Origin of the sequence: Streptomyces laculatispora (assembly GCF_017353455.1) — a bacterium.
GTDB classification, from domain to species: Bacteria; Actinomycetota; Actinomycetes; order Streptomycetales; family Streptomycetaceae; genus Streptomyces; species Streptomyces laculatispora.
The window spans coordinates 1-17,183 of sequence record NZ_JAFMPZ010000227.1 but is presented as its reverse complement, the minus strand read 5'-3'; the positions used below and the strand labels follow the sequence as shown (position 1 = coordinate 17,183).

General features: G+C 70.9%; 15 protein-coding genes and 1 pseudogene. 9 read left to right on the top strand and 7 right to left on the bottom strand.

All coding sequences use genetic code 11. From position 1 onward, the window contains the following. From J1C73_RS34795 to J1C73_RS12910, 4 genes and pseudogenes are all read left to right on the top strand, one after another. Positions 1 to 108, top strand: a pseudogene (locus J1C73_RS34795) (methionyl-tRNA formyltransferase); the annotation flags it as partial. A gap of 166 nt (positions 109 to 274) precedes the next feature. Next, positions 275 to 1,708, top strand: a complete 1,434-nt coding sequence (locus J1C73_RS12920; RefSeq protein WP_207316498.1) for an RsmB/NOP family class I SAM-dependent RNA methyltransferase — start codon at positions 275 to 277, stop codon at positions 1,706 to 1,708. A 133-nt stretch (positions 1,709 to 1,841) separates the two neighbouring features. Continuing rightward, complete coding sequence (gene rpe, locus J1C73_RS12915) at positions 1,842 to 2,525, top strand: ribulose-phosphate 3-epimerase (protein ID WP_207316497.1); 684 nt, start codon at positions 1,842 to 1,844, stop codon at positions 2,523 to 2,525. Positions 2,526 to 2,689: 164 nt separating this feature from the next. Beyond that, complete coding sequence (locus tag J1C73_RS12910; RefSeq protein ID WP_207316499.1) at positions 2,690 to 3,706, top strand: sugar-binding transcriptional regulator; 1,017 nt, start codon at positions 2,690 to 2,692, stop codon at positions 3,704 to 3,706. A 71-nt stretch (positions 3,707 to 3,777) separates the two neighbouring features. Here the strand turns inward: J1C73_RS12910 and J1C73_RS12905 are convergent, their stop codons facing one another. After that, positions 3,778 to 4,794, bottom strand: coding sequence for a terpene synthase family protein (locus J1C73_RS12905; protein WP_207316496.1), 1,017 nt, complete (start codon positions 4,792 to 4,794; stop codon positions 3,778 to 3,780). A 307-nt stretch (positions 4,795 to 5,101) separates the two neighbouring features. On the opposite strand from J1C73_RS12905, the gene J1C73_RS12900 reads away from it, so the two are divergent. The 5 genes from J1C73_RS12900 (at position 5,102) to J1C73_RS12880 (ending at position 11,615) form a co-directional block, all read left to right on the top strand. Continuing rightward, the gene (locus tag J1C73_RS12900) at positions 5,102 to 6,568 is read left to right on the top strand and encodes a GuaB1 family IMP dehydrogenase-related protein (RefSeq protein ID WP_207316495.1); all 1,467 of its coding nucleotides are present in this window, start codon (positions 5,102 to 5,104) and stop codon (positions 6,566 to 6,568) included. A 220-nt stretch (positions 6,569 to 6,788) separates the two neighbouring features. Beyond that, positions 6,789 to 8,246, top strand: a complete 1,458-nt coding sequence (locus tag J1C73_RS12895) for an aldehyde dehydrogenase family protein (protein WP_207316494.1) — start codon at positions 6,789 to 6,791, stop codon at positions 8,244 to 8,246. Between the two features lie 138 nt (positions 8,247 to 8,384). Then, positions 8,385 to 8,840, top strand: a complete 456-nt coding sequence (locus J1C73_RS12890) for an Lrp/AsnC family transcriptional regulator (protein WP_123469724.1) — start codon at positions 8,385 to 8,387, stop codon at positions 8,838 to 8,840. 214 nt (positions 8,841 to 9,054) lie between these two features. Continuing rightward, on the top strand, positions 9,055 to 9,852 hold the full coding sequence (locus J1C73_RS12885) for a carbon-nitrogen hydrolase family protein (RefSeq protein ID WP_207316493.1): 798 nt from the start codon (positions 9,055 to 9,057) through the stop codon (positions 9,850 to 9,852). Positions 9,853 to 9,899: 47 nt separating this feature from the next. Then, entirely contained in the window at positions 9,900 to 11,615 is a 1,716-nt protein-coding gene (locus J1C73_RS12880; protein ID WP_207316492.1) for a flavin monoamine oxidase family protein, read from the top strand. A gap of 6 nt (positions 11,616 to 11,621) precedes the next feature. Here the strand turns inward: J1C73_RS12880 and J1C73_RS12875 are convergent, their stop codons facing one another. The 6 genes from J1C73_RS12875 to J1C73_RS12850 form a co-directional block, all read right to left on the bottom strand. Then, entirely contained in the window at positions 11,622 to 12,470 is an 849-nt protein-coding gene (locus tag J1C73_RS12875) for a fumarylacetoacetate hydrolase family protein (protein ID WP_207316491.1), read from the bottom strand. Positions 12,471 to 12,527: 57 nt separating this feature from the next. After that, complete coding sequence (locus tag J1C73_RS12870) at positions 12,528 to 13,553, bottom strand: hydroxyacid dehydrogenase (protein WP_207316490.1); 1,026 nt, start codon at positions 13,551 to 13,553, stop codon at positions 12,528 to 12,530. Beyond that, positions 13,537 to 14,601, bottom strand: coding sequence for a dihydrodipicolinate synthase family protein (locus tag J1C73_RS12865; RefSeq protein WP_207316489.1), 1,065 nt, complete (start codon positions 14,599 to 14,601; stop codon positions 13,537 to 13,539). Before J1C73_RS12865 ends, J1C73_RS12870 begins: the two co-directional genes overlap by 17 nt. An 8-nt stretch (positions 14,602 to 14,609) precedes the next feature. Then, a complete protein-coding gene (locus tag J1C73_RS12860; protein WP_207316488.1) occupies positions 14,610 to 15,638 on the bottom strand; it encodes an NAD-dependent epimerase/dehydratase family protein in 1,029 nt (342 codons plus the stop codon). 8 nt (positions 15,639 to 15,646) lie between these two features. After that, positions 15,647 to 16,594 (bottom strand): carbohydrate ABC transporter permease, encoded by a 948-nt coding sequence (locus J1C73_RS12855; RefSeq protein ID WP_207316487.1) that lies wholly within the window; start codon positions 16,592 to 16,594, stop codon positions 15,647 to 15,649. 2 nt (positions 16,595 to 16,596) lie between these two features. After that, on the bottom strand, positions 16,597 to 17,183 hold a 587-nt coding region (locus J1C73_RS12850; protein ID WP_207316486.1), incomplete at its 5' end, for a carbohydrate ABC transporter permease.

Genomic DNA, 17,183 nt, shown 5'->3' with positions numbered 1-17,183 from the left:
AACGCGATCGAGCTGCTCTGGTTCCAGCCGCAGGGCAAGAAGCCGATGGGCGCCGCCGACTGGGCGCGCGGGGTGCGCATCGTTCCGGGCGGGCTCGTCGGGATCTGAGGCCTGTCCCGTGATCCGCCATGGACCACGGGACAGCCCCTGGGGTCCCCCCGCCCGGTTCATGCCGGGGCCGCGGGGGCCCGGGGCCTCTCGCGGAGCGCCGGGGCTGGGCGGGGACGTAGGCTGGGGCGGTTCGCCCCCTCACCATCAGCGGAGCACCTTTCACGTGAACGACCAGCCGCGTCGCCGTCCAGCCACCCCGCACCGCCGCCCGCAGAAGGACCCGGTCCGGTTCCTTGCCTTCGAGGCCCTCAGGGCCGTCGACGAACGCGACGCGTACGCCAACCTCGTCCTTCCCCCGCTGTTGAAGAAGGCCCGCGCCAAGGGCGACTTCGACAACCGGGACGCGGCGCTGGCGACCGAGCTGGTCTACGGAACGCTGCGCCGGCAGGGCACGTACGACGCGATCGTGGCGGCCTGCATCGACCGGCCGCTGCGCGAGGTCGACCCGCCGGTCCTGGACGTGCTGAACATGGGCGTGCACCAACTGCTCGGCACCCGTATCCCGACCCACGCCGCGGTCTCCGCCAGTGTGGAGCTGGCCCGGGTGGTGCTCGGCGAGGGGCGCGCCAAGTTCGTCAACGCAGTCCTGCGCAAGGTCTCCGCGGACGACCTCGACGGGTGGGTGGCGCGGGTCGCCCCCTCGTACGAGGACGACGCGGAGGACCACCTCGCCATCGTGCACTCGCATCCGCGGTGGGTCGTCTCCGCCCTCTGGGACGCTCTCGGCGGCGGCCGCGCCGGCATCGAGGACCTGCTGGAGGCCGACAACGAACGGCCCGAGGTCACGCTCGTCGCCCGCCCCGGCCGCTCCACCACCGATGAGCTGCTGGAGGCGCTGGGCGAGGAGAACGGGCTCCCCGGCCGCTGGTCGCCCTACGCCGTGCGGATGGCCGAGGGCGGCGAGCCCGGCGCACTGACCGCCGTGCAGGAGAGCCGGGCCGGTGTCCAGGACGAGGGCAGCCAGCTCGTCGCCGCCGCCCTCGCCAACGCGCCGCTGGAGGGCCGTGACACCCGCTGGCTCGACGGCTGCGCCGGGCCAGGCGGAAAGGCCGCCCTGCTGGCCGCCCTCGCGGCCGGACGCGGCGCCGCCCTGCTGGCGGCCGAGAAGCAGCCGCACCGGGCCCGCCTCGTCGAGCGCTCGCTGGCCGGCAACCCCGGCCCGTACCAGGTGATCACCGCCGACGGCACCCGCCCGCCGTGGCGGCCCGACACCTTCGACCGGATCCTGATGGACGTCCCGTGCTCGGGCCTCGGCGCGCTGCGCCGCCGGCCGGAGGCCCGCTGGCGACGCCGCAAGGAGGACCTGGAGAGCTTCGCGCCGCTCCAGCGCGGTCTGCTGCGCGAGGCGCTGAAGGCCGTACGGATCGGCGGCGTCGTCGGCTACGCGACCTGCTCCCCGCACCTCGCGGAGACCCGGGTGGTCGTCGAGGACGTGCTCAAGGGCCGCGGCGGGGCGCCGGTCGAGGCCGAGTGGGTGGACGCCCGTCCGCTCATGCCCGGGGTGCCCGCCCTGGGCGACGGGCCGGACGTCCAGCTGTGGCCGCATCTGCACGGCACGGACGCGATGTACCTCGCCGTGCTGCGGCGTACCGGCTGATCAGACCGGTTGAAGGGGCGGCCGCCCCCGGACCGGGGGTGAAAAGCCGGGAATGTGCGAACCGTAATGATCCCGTGAGGCTTTGGAGCGCACCGAAGCGGGGAAGTGCCGCAGAACGTGGCAGGCTTGGCCCATGGCCCAGATCAACCCCAGCATTCTCTCCGCCGACTTCGCACGCCTCGCCGAGGAGGCGCGGGCCGTCGAGGGCGCCGACTGGCTCCATGTCGACGTCATGGACAACCACTTCGTGCCCAATCTGACGCTCGGCGTGCCGATCGTGGAATCACTCAGCAGGGCCACGTCCACCCCGCTGGACTGCCATCTGATGATCGAGGACGCGGACCGCTGGGCCCCGCAGTACGTCGAGGCGGGGGCGGGATCCGTCACCTTCCACGTGGAGGCCGCGGCCGCCCCCGTACGGCTGGCGCGGGAGATCAGGGCCAAGGGGGCCCGCGCGTCCATGGCGCTCAGGCCGGCGACGCCCATCGAGCCGTACGAGGACCTGCTCCCCGAGCTCGACATGCTGCTGATCATGACGGTGGAGCCGGGCTTCGGGGGCCAGTCCTTCCTGGACATCATGCTGCCGAAGATCCGCCGCACCCGTGAGCTGATCTCCAGGCACGGCCTCGAACTGTGGCTCCAGGTCGACGGCGGGGTCTCCGAGTCCACCATCGAACGGTGCGCCGAGGCCGGAGCCGACGTCTTCGTCGCCGGTTCCGCCGTGTACGGCGCCAAGGACCCGGCCGCGGCGGTACAGGCCTTGCGCGCCAAGGCCGACGGAGCCATCGCCTCGGCGCCGTGGGCGTGCGGCCACTGACGCGGGCGACGGAGCCGACAGCCGCTCCGGCCCCCGATTGCCGGTCGGCCCGGCCAAGGGCAGATGAACGCGGTCCGACGGGACCGATCAAGGATCGCCGTATCTGACAGGATGAACGGCGTATCAAGAGCGTGAACAGCAGTGAGGAGAACGCGGTGTCTGCAATGTCGGCGGGCCGGTCCGCCCTGCGGATGGGGCCCGCGGAGCTGGTGCAGGCGGCGGCCATGGCCCGCCGCTTCTACCTCGAGGGCAAATCCAAGATCCAGATCGCCGAGGAGTTCGGCGTCAGCCGCTTCAAGGTCGCCAGGGTCCTGGAGACGGCGCTGGAACGCGACCTCGTACGGATCGAGATCCGGGTCCCCGCCGAGCTGGACGCCGAGCGCTCCGACGCGCTCCGCGCCCGCTACGGGCTGCGCCACGCGGTCGTGGTCGAATCCCCGGCCGAGGAGCAGGACGACGCCGCCGACCCGGAGAACCTGGGCGAGGTCGCGGCCGATCTGCTCGGCGAACTGGTGAACGAGGGCGATGTGCTCGGGCTGGCCTGGGGCCGGTCCACCATCCACATGGCGGCGGCCCTGGACCGGCTCCCGCCGTGCACGGTCGTGCAGCTCACCGGGGTGTACGACGCGGGGACCGCCGAGCGCGGCTCGGTCGAGGCGGTCCGGCGGGCCGCGCAGGTCTCCGGGGGCGAGGCCCACCCGATCTACGCGCCGATGCTGCTGCCCGACCCGGCCACGGCCGCCGCGCTGCGCCACCAGACCGGGATCGCCCGCGCCTTCGACTACTTCGACAAGGTGACGGTCGCGGCGGTGTCCATCGGCTCCTGGGAGCCCGGCATCTCCACGGTTCACGACATGCTGTCCGACGAGGAGCGGGAGCACTACGCCTCGCTCGGCGTCGCCGCGGAGATGTCGGCGCACCTCTTCGACTCGGAGGGCCGGCGGGTCGGCCGGGACCTCGGCGAGCGCTGCATCACGGTCGAGGCGGACCGGCTGCGCCGGATTCCCGAGGTGGTGGCGATCGCGGGCGGCCAGCGCAAGGCCGCGGCGATCGGAGCGGTGCTGCGGTCCGGTCTGGTCACCAGCCTGGTGACGGACACCGCGGCGGCCGACTACCTGCTGACCGACTCGGCCGCACCGCGCAGGCCCGCGCTGGAGCGGTCCGACCCGGACGGGGAGTGAGCGAAGGACGCAGGGGGTGCGGGCGGTGTCACCGCCCGCACCCCCTGCGTCCTTGATGTTCCCGGCCCGGGTCAGTCCTGCCGGACGCCCAGGACCGTCGCCTCCAGATAGTGCTCCGGGTCCTTGTACTGGCTGACGTCGGCCGGGTTGTACCGCGGGGTCTGCCGGGACCAGTCGAGATTGCCGCGCATCCAGCTCCGCATCCCGTCCAGATACGGCTTCAGCATCCAGTTGAGCTGCGGATACGCCTTCAGCAGCTCGGCCTCCGCGGCGAGGAAGCGCTCGGTCTCGGCGGTGATCTCCGCGCAGACGTGGTCGAGCGACTGCTGCTTGCCGTACCCGCGGTGGTGCCGGACGAGATGGACGAGATTGTGGATCTCGCCGAGGACCTGCTCCTTCTCGTACGAGTACACGTCATTGGCCCAGCACACGACGTTGCACGAGGCCTCAAGCGCGATGATGAACCGGGCATCGTTGTGGATCGACTCGGGAGCCTCGATGCCGGCCACGATCTCTATCAGGTCCATGCAGACATGTATCGCACCGGTGTGCCGGCGCTTCTCGATGTACGTCGCCTCGGGCGGGACCACGCCGTCGGCCCGGTTCCCGGCCTCCCAGGTGGTGGCGGTCGTGAGGTACTTCATCAGGTGGTAGGTGAAGCGGCGCCGCCACTGCGGTGCGGCGGCCGGCACCGTGCGTTCCCACAGATCGACGAGGGCGACGACAGCGGCCGGCAGCTCCTCGTCCGCCGGTGTGCCGGTGCCGTCGACCACGCACCGCATCAGCTCGACCACGCTCCGCACCCGGTCCGGGCTCCGGCCGAGATGGCCGTCGTCCAGCTGGTCGTCGACGAGAAACAGCCAGACGAACCAGTCGGCGACAAGGTCCAGATTCTCACTGTCGGCGGTCGGGTACACCATGCCTACGAAGGCCCCGAAGTCTGCCTGCTCGAAGCGTTCCCTGGCTGAATCCCGGTGGACCAGGCCGGTGTTGCGGGTCCAGCTGTCGAGATGTGCCCTTACGTGCGCGACGTGCGGGTTCGTGAGCTGGGGGAACGGGCAGTGGATGTCCGGCAGTTCGCTCTCCACGGGCGGGTCGTGATCCTCTCCGGTCGTGCTTATGACGGAAGTTGTGACCAATCCGCCTGTTCCTCCGGGGCGTGTGGCTGACCCGCGGGACCTGCGCATTTGAAGCTACCTGACCCCTTGTCACCAGGTCCAGGGATGCTGATCCCGAATGATCGGGATGCCGGGCAGGTAGGGTCTGTGGGTAAGGCAGGTTCCACTTGCCCGGGACTCCCGATCCGGTTCCTCGGAGGAACACACGAACGCGGGAGTCATGTGTTGTGTCTTCGTGGAAACGACCTGCGCCATTTCGTATGAAAAAATGAGTGTTATGCGTTTTCTTGAGCCCGGCACCGGTCGATACACAGAGTCCCCCGCCGTCCCGTACGACCTCACGTACGACGATGTCTTCATGGTCCCGGGCCGGTCGGCGGTCGGATCCCGCCAAGGGGTGGACCTGTCCTCGCCCGACGGCACCGGCACCACCATCCCGCTCGTTGTCGCGAATATGACGGCGATCGCGGGCCGCCGGATGGCCGAAACGATGGCCCGTCGCGGCGGTCTCGTCGTCATCCCGCAGGACATTCCGATCGAGGTCGTCACCGAGGTCATCGCCTGGGTCAAGACACGCCACCTCGTGCTCGACACGCCCATCGTGCTGGCTCCCGGCCAGACGGTCGCCGACGCGCTGTCCCTGCTCCCCAAGCGCGCCCACGGCGCCGGCGTCGTCGTCGACAGCGAGCGGCGGCCCGTCGGCGTGGTCACCGACCACGACCTGACCGGTGTCGACCGCTTCACCCAGCTCTCCGAGGTCATGTCCAAGGACCTGGTGCTGCTCGACGCGGACATCGACCCGCGCGACGCGTTCAACAAGCTCGACGGCGCCAACCGCAAGCTCGCCCCCGCGGTCGACGCGCAGGGCCGTCTCGTCGGCATACTCACCCGGAAGGCGGCACTGCGCGCGACGCTCTACACCCCCGCCACCGACGCGGGCGGCAAGCTGCGGATCGCCGCCGCCGTCGGGATCAACGGTGACGTGGCCGGCAAGGCCAAGCAGCTCCTCGACGCCGGCGCCGACACGCTGGTCGTCGACACCGCGCACGGTCACCAGGAGTCCATGATCAGCGCGGTTCGCGCGGTCCGGGCGCTGGACCCGCAGGTGCCGATCGTCGCCGGCAACATCGTCGCCGCCGAGGGGGTGCGCGACCTCATCGAGGCCGGCGCCGACATCATCAAGGTCGGTGTCGGACCGGGCGCCATGTGCACCACCCGGATGATGACCGGGGTCGGCCGGCCGCAGTTCTCCGCGGTCCTGGAGTGCGCCGCCGAGGCGAAGAAGTACGGCAAGCACGTCTGGGCGGACGGCGGCGTCCGCCACCCGCGCGATGTCGCCATGGCGCTCGCCGCGGGCGCGTCCAACGTGATGATCGGTTCCTGGTTCGCCGGGACGTACGAGTCGCCCGGCGACCTCCAGCAGTCCGCCGACGGCCGCTTCTACAAGGAGTCCTTCGGCATGGCGTCCGCGCGCGCCGTGAAGAACCGCACCTCCGACGAGTCCGCGTACGACCGGGCCCGCAAGGCGCTCTTCGAGGAGGGCATCTCCACCTCGCGGATGTTCCTGGACCCGTCCCGTCCCGGCGTCGAGGACCTGGTCGACTCGATCATCGCGGGTGTCCGCTCCTCCTGCACCTACGCCGGCGCGGGTTCCCTCGAGGAGTTCGCCGAGAAGGCGGTCGTCGGTGTGCAGAGCGCCGCCGGTTACGCGGAGGGCAAGCCGCTGCACGCCAGCTGGAATTGATCCCGCGCCACCGCACCATCCGTGCCCCTTCCGGCCGTTCGCGCCGGAAGGGGCACGGGCGTTCCAAGGGAGCTCAGGGGCCCTTTCGGAGGGCTCGCGCGGGCCGTTTCGGATGTCCGGATCCGGGTGCCTGAGAACGCTTTCACGCTTTCCAACTCAGTTGAAAATTAAGTAACATGAACCCCAATCAGCTGCCCGCCTCTCTGCGGTAAGGGATCTCATGTCCTTCTTCACTGACCTGGCCCATCAGTACATCGACGGCGAGTGGAGGCCGGGCAAGGGGTCCTGGGACATCATCGACTTCAACCCCTTCGACGGGGAGAAGCTCGCCTCGATCACGGTCGCCACGGCCGACGAGGTGGACCAGGCGTACCGGGCGGCCGAGACCGCTCAGCAGGCCTGGGGCGACACCAACGCCTACGCCCGGCGCGCCGTGCTGGAGAAGGCGCTGCGGATCGTCGAGGACCGCGAGGCCGAGATCGGTGACGCGATCGTCGCGGAGCTCGGTGGCACACGTCTGAAGGCCGCCTTCGAGCTGCATCTGGCCAAGGAGTTCCTGCGCGAGTCGATCCAGCTCGCGCTGCGGTCCACCGGGCAGATCCTGCCCTCGCCGACCGAGGGCAAGGAGAACCGGGTCTACCGCGTGCCCGTCGGCGTGGTGGGTGTCATCAGCCCGTTCAACTTCCCCTTCCTGCTGTCGCTGAAGTCGGTCGCCCCCGCGCTGGCGCTCGGCAACGCCGTGGTGCTCAAGCCGCACCAGAACACGCCGGTCTGCGGCGGCACCCTGGTGGCGAAGGTGTTCGAGGACGCGGGGCTGCCCGCCGGACTCCTGAACGTGGTGGTCACCGACATCGCCGAGATCGGTGACGCGCTGCTGGAGCACCCCGTTCCCCAGGTCATCTCCTTCACCGGCTCGGACAAGGTCGGGCGGCACGTCGCGACCGTGTGCGCGGCGAACCTCAAGCGTTCCGTGCTCGAACTCGGCGGCAACAGCGCGCTCATCGTGCTCGACGACGCCGATGTGGACTACGCGGTCGACGCCGCGGTGTTCAGCCGCTACGTGCACCAGGGGCAGGTCTGCATGGCCGCCAACCGGATTCTGGTCGACCGTTCGGTGGAGCAGGAGTTCACCGAGAAGTTCGTCGCCAAGGTCGCCTCGCTGCGCGTCGGCGACCCGGCCGACCCGGCGACCCAGATCGGTCCGCTGATCAACTCCACCCAGGCCGAGGCGATCGCCGCGCTCGTCGACCAGACGGTGGAGGCCGGTGCGACCGCACTGCTGCACGGGCGGGCCGACGGCAACCTCGTCAGCCCCTCCGTGCTGACCGGCCTGGCGGCCGACTCGCCGGTGCTGTCCCAGGAGATCTTCGGCCCGGTCGCGCTCCTCGTGCCGTTCGACGGCGAGGACGAGGCCGTCCGGATCGCCAACGATACCCCGTACGGGCTGAGCGGCGCGGTGCACACCGGCAACGTCGAGCGCGGCGTCCGGGTCGGGCAGCGAATCCGCACCGGCATGATCCACATCAACGACGGCACCGTCCACGACGAGCCGATCGTTCCCTTCGGCGGCGAGAAGAGCTCCGGCCTCGGGCGGCTGAACGGCGACTCGATGCTCGACGCCTTCACCACCCAGAAGTGGATCTCCGTGCAGCACGGGCGCTCGCAGTTCCCGTTCTGACCCCGTTCCACCTGCGGTGAGCGCGCCCTGCGGGGCGGGCCCGTGGTCTACTTCGGGGGCGGCACCGCCGCCCCCGAACCGGCCGTCGCCCTGGCCGTCACCCGGCCATCGCCATCGCAGAGAAGTGATCCGTACGACGTGCGACTGAACGACCTCGACGAACGCATCGTCCACGCCCTCGCCGAGGACGCCCGCCGCTCCTACGCCGACATCGGCTCGATCATCGGGCTGTCCGCGCCCGCGGTGAAGCGCCGGGTGGACAGGCTGCGCGCCGAGGGCGCGATCACCGGGTTCACCGTACGGGTGGATCCGGCGGCGCTCGGCTGGGAGACCGAGGGGTTCATCGAGATCTACTGCAGCCGCAACACCTCGCCGGAGTCGATCAAGCACGGTCTCGCCCGGTATCCCGAGGTCGCGTCCGCGTCCACGGTGACCGGGGACGCGGACGCGATCGTTCAGGTGTTCGCGGCTGACATGCGCCACTTCGAGCAGGTGCTGGAGCGGATCGCGGGCGAGCCGTACGTCGAGCGGACGAAGTCCGTGCTGGTGCTCTCGCCGCTGCTGCGGCGGTACTCGTCGGGGTCGCCGGGCTAGGGTGCCGCGCCGCAGCCGGATGCCGCCGGTCGGGACGGAGACCTGGGTCACCTTGTTGACCTGCGGGAACGCTGGGCGCAATGAATCGTCGCCCGCGCCCGGTGGGGCGCAACGGATCGACGGTCGGTGCGCAACGGTCGCGCCTTGTCCGGGGGCGATCGCGGACCGTACCGTCAATACGTCCCCGCCCCGCCCGCACCGCCCGAGGTCTGCCATGCCGCCGTTGCGCACCGCCCTGCTCCAGAGCTCCGGACATCCGGGCTCGGTGGCCCGGAACATCGAGGTGATCGAGGACGCCGCACGCCGCGCCGCCGCCGGCGGGGCCCGGCTGCTCGTCTGCCCCGAGATGTTCCTGACCGGGTACGCGATCGGGGACGACGTGCCCCGGCTGGCCGAGGCCGCCGACGGGCCCGCCGCGCAGGCCATCGCCGCGATCGCCGCCCGGCACGGGCTCGCCGTTCACTACGGCTACCCGGAGCGGGACGGCGACACCCTGTACAACGCCGCCCAGCTCATCGGGCCCGACGGCGCCGCGCTCGCGAACTACCGCAAGACCCATCTCTTCGGCGGCTTCGAGCAGCAGTGGTTCACCCCCGGCGAGCAGCCGGTCGTCCAGGCCGAGCTGGACGGCGTACGCATCGGGCTCATGATCTGCTACGACGTCGAGTTCCCGGAGAACGTGCGGGCGCACGCCCTCGCCGGCACCGATCTGCTGCTGGTGCCCACGGCATTGATGCACCCCTTCCCGTTCGTCGCAGAGTCCCTCGTCCCGGTCCGTGCCTTCGAGAACCAGCTGTACGTCGCCTACGTCAACCGGACCGGCCCGGAAGGCGAGTTCGAGTTCGTCGGGCTGAGCTGCCTGGCCGGTCCCGACGGTGCGGTCCGCACCCGTGCCGGACGCGGCGAGGAGCTTGTCCTCGGGGACGTCGACCCGGCCCTGCTGGCCGCGTCCCGGGCCGGCAACCCCTATCTGCTCGACCGCCGCCCCGGTCTGTACGGCTCCCTCGTCTGAGCCCGCCGCTCCGCTCACTCACTTTCCCTGCAAGGAGTCCGTACCCCATGACGTCCACGGTGCCCACCGCCGTCCAGCACACCGAGGCAGCCCCGCCGATCACCATGTTCGGGCCGGACTTCCCGTACGCGTACGACGACTTCCTCGCACACCCCGCCGGGCTCGGACAGATACCGGCGACCGAGCACGGCAGCGAGGTCGCGGTCATCGGCGGAGGGCTCTCCGGGATCATCACCGCCTACGAGCTGATGAAGATGGGGCTCAGGCCCGTCCTCTACGAGGCCGACCGGATCGGCGGACGGCTGCGTACGGTCGAGTTCGACGGCTGCACGGTGGACGGGCAGCCGCTCACCGCCGAGATGGGCGCGATGCGCTTCCCGCCGTCCTCGACCGCGCTCCAGCACTACATCGACCTGGTCGAGCTGGAGACGAAGCCGTTCCCCAACCCGCTCTCCCCGGTCACCCCGTCGACCGTCGTCGACCTGAAGGGCGCGTCGCACTACGCCCGGACGATCGACGACCTTCCGCAGATCTACCGGGACGTGATGGACGCCTGGAACAGCTGCCTGGAGGAGGGCGCCGACTTCTCCGACATGAACCGGGCGATGCGCGAGCGCGATGTGCCGCGGATCCGGGAGATCTGGGCCCGGCTCGTCGAGAAGCTCGACAACCAGACGTTCTACGGCTTCCTCTGCGACTCGGAGGCCTTCAAGTCCTTCCGGCACCGCGAGATCTTCGGCCAGGTCGGCTTCGGCACCGGCGGCTGGGACACCGACTTCCCCAACTCCATCCTGGAGATCCTGCGCGTCGTCTACACCGAGGCGGACGACCACCACCGCTCCATCGTCGGCGGCAGCCAGCAGCTTCCGCTGCGCCTGTGGGAACGCGAGCCGCAGAAGATCATCCACTGGCCGCTCGGCACCTCGCTGGCCTCGCTGCACGACGGGGAGCCGCGTCCCGCGGTGACGCGGCTGAACCGCACCGCCGGGAACCGGATCACCGTCACCGACGCCTCCGGTGACATCCGCACCTTCCGCGCGGCCGTCTTCACCGGGCAGTCCTGGCTGCTGCTCTCCAAGATCGCCTGCGACGACGCGCTCTTCCCGATCGACCACTGGACGGCGATGGAGCGCACCCACTACATGGAGTCCTCCAAGCTGTTCGTCCCCGTCGACCGGCCGTTCTGGCTGGACGGGGCCGTCGACGGCAACGGGGAGCCCACCGGCCGCGACACCATGTCGATGACGCTCACCGACCGGATGACGCGCGGTACCTACCTCCTGGACGACGGCCCGGACAAGCCGGCCAGCATCTGTCTCTCGTACACCTGGTGCGACGACAGCCTGAAGTGGCTGCCGCTCTCGGCGGCCGAGCGCATGGACGTGATGCTGAAGTCGCTCGGCGAGATCTACCCGGGCGTCGACATCAGGAAGCACATCATCGGTAATCCGGTGACGGTCTCCTGGGAGAACGAGCCCTTCTTCATGGGTGCGTTCAAGGCCAATCTGCCCGGCCACTACCGCTACCAGCGGCGGCTGTTCACCCACTTCATGCAGGACCGGCTGCCCGCCGACAAGCGGGGCCTGTTCCTGGCCGGCGACGACATCTCCTGGACGGCCGGCTGGGCCGAGGGGGCCGTGCAGACCGCGCTGAACGCCGTCTGGGGCGTGATGACCCAGTTCGGCGGTGCGACCGATGCGGCCAACCCCGGCCCCGGCGACGTCTACGACGAGATCGCCCCGGTCGAACTCCCGGAGGACTGAGCGGGACTACGCGGGCCGGCAGACGCTGCGCTGCCGGCCCAGGCCGGAGATCTCGACCTCCATCACATCGTCCGGGCCCAGGTACGGGAAGCGGCCGGACAGGGCCACCCCCTGGGGCGTACCCGTGTTGATGATGTCTCCGGGCTCCAGCACCAGGTACTGCGACAGGTGGTGCACCAGATGCGCCACGCTGAAGATCATGTCCGCGGTGGAGGAGTCCTGCCGGGGCTCTCCGTTGACATGGCTGGTCAGCCGCAGCTGCTGCGGGTCACCGACCTCGTCGGCCGTCACCAGGACCGGGCCCAGCGGGTTGAACGTGGCGCAGCTCTTGCCCTTGGACCACTGGCCGCCCGACTCCTCCAGCTGGAAGGCGCGCTCGGAGACGTCGTTGCTCACCGCGTAGCCCGCGATGTGGGCGGCGGCGTCGGCGGGGGAGTCCAGGTAGGAGGCGCGGCGGCCGATGACGACGGCCAGCTCCACCTCCCAGTCGGTCTTCCTCGATCCGCGCGGGATGAGGACGTCGTCGTACGGACCGACGACCGTGTTCGGGGACTTGTAGAACAGGATCGGCTGCTCGGGCGGCTCGGCCCCGGACTCCGCCGCGTGGGCGGCGTAGTTCTGTCCGATGCACAGGAGCGCGGAGGGCCGGGCCACCGGGGCACCGATCCGCTCGCCGGTGATGTCGGTCTCCGGGAGCTTCGGCTCGGCGGGGATCAGGTGCGGATTGCCGGCCAGCGCGGCGAGGAACGCGCCGTCGATGTCGTCGGTGATGCCCGACAGGTCGTAGTGGCGGCCCTCGGGGCAGACGACGACCGGGCGCTCGTGGCCCGGCTCGCCTATGCGCATCAGTCGCATGAAGGGTGGATCTCCTGACGGGTACGGGTACGGGGGTCGGTACGGGTACGGCGGCGGTCAGCGCAGCCGGACGAGGGCGTCGGCGGTGACGGCGTGCACCGGCGGACGCCCGGCGAGCAGCCGCAGCACCTCGTTGACGGCGCTGGTGCCGAGCCGCTGCCGGCACTCGACGCTGCCGGCCGCCTGGTGCGGGGTGAGCAGCACGTTCGGCAGGGAGCGGAAGGGGTGGCCGACGGGCAGCGGCTCGGCGTCGAAGACGTCGATCGCGGCGTCCAGCCGGCCGGTGGTCAGTTCGGCGAGGAGCGCGTCCTCGTCGACCAGCCACGAGCGGGCGGTGTTCACCAGGCCCGCGCCGTCCGGCATGAGCGCCAACTGTCCGGCGCCGATCATCCGGTGGGTCTCCTCGGTGACCGGCGCGTGCACGGCCACGATCCGGCTGCCGGAGAGCAGCGTCTCCAGCGGTACGGACTCCACGCCGAGCGCCTCGGCGTCGGCGTCGGACAGGAACGGGTCGGTGACGCGCACCCGCGCCCCCATCGCCCGCACCAGCCGGATGTAGGCCCGCCCGGTGCGGGAGGCGCCGATCACCCCGATGTCGCTGCCGTGGATCTCGTGGCGTGGCGGTGCCTCGCTCGCCGCCGCCCAGTCCTGGCCGCCGCGCAGGGCGTGGTCGAAGCGCTGGATGCGGTGGAGCAGCGAGAGGGTGAAGGCGAGTGCGACCTCGGCGACCGGGCGGGCCATCTCGTCGCCGGCCTCGGTGACCAGGATGCCCCGCCGGAACACGTCCTCGGTGACGTAGGGCGCGACCGCCGAGCCGGTGTGCGCGACCAGCTCCAGCCGGTCCGCGTGGGACAGCAGCTCGGCGTCGACCCTGGGCGCCCGCCACGAGGTGATCAGTGCGCGGGCGCCGGGCAGCGCGGCGGCCACCGCCGCCCGGTCCGCGTGGTCGTCGATGACCGTGAGCCGTGCGGCCCGCTCCAGCTCCCGCCACACCTCGGCGGTGAAGAACTGGGCGCGCAGGTGCGGCGGTACGGCGACGACCACCCGGGCGGAGCGGTCGGTGGGTTCAGGAGAGCCAGGCATCGAGGTGCTCCGCAACGAAGGCGTCATCGGTCAGCCAAGGGTAGGCCGCGGCCACCCGGGTGATCTCCTCGGCCTGTCCGGGGGAGAGCGTCTCGGCCGGGTCCAGGCAGCGGATGTTCGCCAACAGGCCCTGGCGGCGCAGCACTTCGTGCACTCCGGCGATACAGCCGCGGAACGCGCCCCGTACGTCGAAGACCGCGCTGTTGGCGTCGGTCAGCTCGGTGCGGCGGGCCAGGCAGCGGACCATCGCCGCGTGGTCCCCGGCGCGGGCCAGGCGGACGTCTTCGAGCAGGGTCACCGCGGAGCTCGTCCACACCGCCCACTGGCCGAGCAGTCCGCCCGCGAACCAGCGCTGCGGGCCGTTCGCCGTCCCGTACGGGGTGAGCAGGTCGCCGACGATGTCGTCGTCGTTGCCGGTGTACAGCGCCACCTCGCCGGCCCGGTCCGCGGCGGCCACGGCCCGTACGACATCGGCGGTGCGGTAGCGGTCGAACGGGGCGATCTTCACGGCGGCCGTGTTCGGCAGATCGGTGAACGCCGACCAGAAGCCGGGCGACAAGTACCTTCCCCCGACGGCCTCCTGGAGGTAGAAGCCGATCACCGGAAGGACCTCGCCGACCGCCCGTGCCCGTTCCAGCAGCCCCTTCTCGTCCGCACCGGGCACGGCCGGGCTGAGCAGCACCGCGTCGTAGCCGAGCTCGGCGGCGGTGGTGGCCTCGGCGACGGCCTGCGCGGTGTAGCCGCAGGCGCCGGCGACCTTGACGAACGGGCGGCCGGCCTCGGCGTCGATGGTCTCGGCCGCGAGCTCCAGGACGGGCCGGAACAGGCCGACTTCCGGCTCGCGGATCTCGAACTGCGTGGTGTGGACGGCGACGGCGGCGCCGCCCGCCCCGGACGCCAGGTAGTAGCGGGTGAGCGCGCGCTGCCGGCGTTCGTCGAACGTGCCGTCCGCGTGCAGCGCGAGCGGGTGTGCGGGTATCGCGGCGCCGCGGGTGAGCAGCTCCAGCGCGGGCGTGGACGGGAGGGAAGGTGTGGAGGGAGTGGACATGGAGTGGATCAGAACCTTCCGTCACGTACCTGGAACTTGGTGGGCTTGCCGGACAGCGGCAGCCCGCGCCGCAGCCAGTCGGCCTGCCACTCGACGAGGGTGCGCAGCGCGACGTCCGGGTAGCCGAAGAGGGCGTGGCAGCGGCTCGCGTCGGAGAGCAGCGCGGTGGGCGCCTCCGTACCGGCGAGGACCGGCTCCCGGTCGAACTCCTCGCCGAACCACTGCGCGATGCGGCGTACCGAAGCGGTCTCCGGGCCGGTGAGGTTGAGGGTGAACGCCTCGCCGTCGGTGGCGTGCAGCAGCGAGCGCAGCGCGACCTCGTTGGCGTACCCCTGCCACACCACGTTGGCGTGGCCGGTCGTCACATCGACCGGCTCGCCGGCCTGCACGCGGTACGCGATGTCGGCGAGGACCCCGTACCGCAGGTCCACGGCGTAGTTGAGTCGGATGTTGGCGACCCTGGTGCCGAGGGTCAGCGCCGCATGGCCGAAGATCCGCTCCCGGCCGAGGCACGACATGGCGTACTCGCCGACCGGGCCGACCGGGTCGGTCTCGGTGCAGCCGCCCGAGGAGACCGGGACCAGCGGGTACACGTTGCCGGTGGAGAACGCGGTGATCCGCGAACCCGACCAGCGGCGGGCCACCCGGTCCGGCATCGCGGCGTTCACCGCCCAGGCGAGCGAGGGCGCCCCGGCGGAGCCGAACTTGGCGCCGACCATGAAGACGACGTTCCCGGCATCGGGCAGCCGGGTCGGATCGGCGGCCGGGTCCATCAGGTCGAAGGCGACCGTGCGGACCCCGGCGGCCTCCAGCTCGTCGGCTGCGGCCTTGTCGGACCAGCGGGAGACCGCGTACACGGTCACATCCGTGCGGCCCGCGGCGTCCAGCGCGCGGCGGGCCAGCCGGCACAGGCTGGGTCCCATCTTGCCGCCCGCACCGAGGACCAGCAGATCGCCTTCCAGGCGGCCGAGGTCGGCGACGAGCGCGGGGGAGGGGGTGGCGAGCCGCTCTTCGAGTGCGGCCTCATCGGTGAACATATACCTGGCTATCCCTTGATTCCGGACGCGGTGACGCCCTCGGTGAAGTAGCGCTGGCCCACCATGTACGCGGCGAAGATGGGCACGAACGCGATGACGGAGCCGGAGAGCACCACATTGAGCGGCACGTTCTGCTGCTGGAGCGAGGCGATGCCGACGGTGAGGGTGCGCATGTCGGTGGACTGGCCGATCACCAGGGGCCACAGGAAGTCGTTCCAGTGCCACAGGAAGACGAAGACCCCGAGCGTGGCGAGGATCGGCTTCAGCAGCGGCAGCACGATCCGGTAGAAGATCTGCCACTCGCTGCACCCGTCGAGGCGGGCCGCCTCGAAGAGTTCGTCCGGCAGTCCCTGGATGAACTGCCGCATCAGGAACACCGCCTGGGCGTTGGCCAGGGTCGGCACGATCAGTCCCCAGTACGTGTCGACACCGCCGAGCTTCGCGATCATCGCGAAGGTCGGGATCATCGTGACGTGATACGGGACCATCACCATCGACAGGAACGACCAGAACATGGCCTCCCGGCCAGGGAAGCGCTTCTTGGCGAACGCGTACCCGGCGAGCGAGGCGAGCAGCAGCACGCCGACGACCGAGACGACCGAGTACATCAGCGTGTTGAACAGCCAGCGCGGCACGTCCTGGGCGCCCATGACGGTGTCGTACGCCTCGCCGGTCAGCGGCCAGGGCAGCAGACTGCCGGGGAAGTCGACCGCGGCGGACGGCTTCAGCGAGAGCACGACCATCGCGTAGAACGGGAAGACCGTCACGATCGCGGCGAGCGTCAGCAGTGCGCCGCGCGCGATCCGGCCGGTCCGGGTGGAACGCATTCCGTACGGGACGGTGTCCTGCTCGGAGAGCTTGCGCAGCTTGCGTTCGGCCCGGCGCGCGGCCCGGTCCGGGGGCGCGGAGGCCTTGCGGACGGGCGGGGCCTTCATCTCTTCGGGTGCTGCGGTCATGGTCACTGGTCCTTCCCGATCACGAGCCGCTGGATCACCGCGACGACCACGGTCAGCACGAAGAGCGCGACACCGATGGCGGAGGCGTAACCCAGGTCGAAGTACTTGAAGCCCGCGTCGTAGAGCTGGAAGACGAGCGTGTAGCTGGCGTTGGCGGGCCCGCCGCCCGTCATGGTGTAGACGGCGTCGAAGACCTGGAACGAGGCGGTCGTCTCGATCACGGCGAGGAAGAACAGAGCGGGCTTGAGCTGCGGCAGCACGATGTAGCGGAACCGCTGCCAGGGGCCGGCCCCGTCGGTGAGGGCCGCCTCCTCCAGCTCGCGCGGGATGTCCTGCATCCGGGCGAGCAGGATGAGCATCCCGTAACCGAAGCGGGACCAGACGCCGACGAGCGCGAGCGCGGGAAGCACCAGCACGTCGTCGGAGAGCCAGGAGCCCTCGGACATCCCGAACCAGCCCATCAGGGTGGACCACGGGCCGCCGGTCGAGAAGATCCAGACGAAGACGGTGGCGGCCAGCACCAGCGAGGTGACGACCGGCAGGAAGAACACCGAACGGAAGAACTTGGCGCCGCGGAACGCGCGGCGGG

What these genes read in the sequence shown, in the direction of transcription:
- J1C73_RS12875 (WP_207316491.1), bottom strand. Translation starts at nt 12,470, where the DNA reads ATGCGACTGATGCGCATAGGCGAGCCGGGCCACGAGCGCCCGGTCGTC.
- J1C73_RS12895 (WP_207316494.1), top strand. Translation starts at nt 6,789, where the DNA reads ATGTCCTTCTTCACTGACCTGGCCCATCAGTACATCGACGGCGAGTGG.
- J1C73_RS12900 (WP_207316495.1), top strand. Translation starts at nt 5,102, where the DNA reads ATGCGTTTTCTTGAGCCCGGCACCGGTCGATACACAGAGTCCCCCGCC.
- J1C73_RS12885 (WP_207316493.1), top strand. Translation starts at nt 9,055, where the DNA reads ATGCCGCCGTTGCGCACCGCCCTGCTCCAGAGCTCCGGACATCCGGGC.
- J1C73_RS12865 (WP_207316489.1), bottom strand. Translation starts at nt 14,601, where the DNA reads ATGTCCACTCCCTCCACACCTTCCCTCCCGTCCACGCCCGCGCTGGAG.
- J1C73_RS12855 (WP_207316487.1), bottom strand. Translation starts at nt 16,594, where the DNA reads ATGACCGCAGCACCCGAAGAGATGAAGGCCCCGCCCGTCCGCAAGGCC.
- J1C73_RS12870 (WP_207316490.1), bottom strand. Translation starts at nt 13,553, where the DNA reads ATGCCTGGCTCTCCTGAACCCACCGACCGCTCCGCCCGGGTGGTCGTC.
- rpe (WP_207316497.1), top strand. Translation starts at nt 1,842, where the DNA reads ATGGCCCAGATCAACCCCAGCATTCTCTCCGCCGACTTCGCACGCCTC.
- J1C73_RS12860 (WP_207316488.1), bottom strand. Translation starts at nt 15,638, where the DNA reads ATGTTCACCGATGAGGCCGCACTCGAAGAGCGGCTCGCCACCCCCTCC.
- J1C73_RS12880 (WP_207316492.1), top strand. Translation starts at nt 9,900, where the DNA reads ATGACGTCCACGGTGCCCACCGCCGTCCAGCACACCGAGGCAGCCCCG.
- J1C73_RS12910 (WP_207316499.1), top strand. Translation starts at nt 2,690, where the DNA reads ATGTCGGCGGGCCGGTCCGCCCTGCGGATGGGGCCCGCGGAGCTGGTG.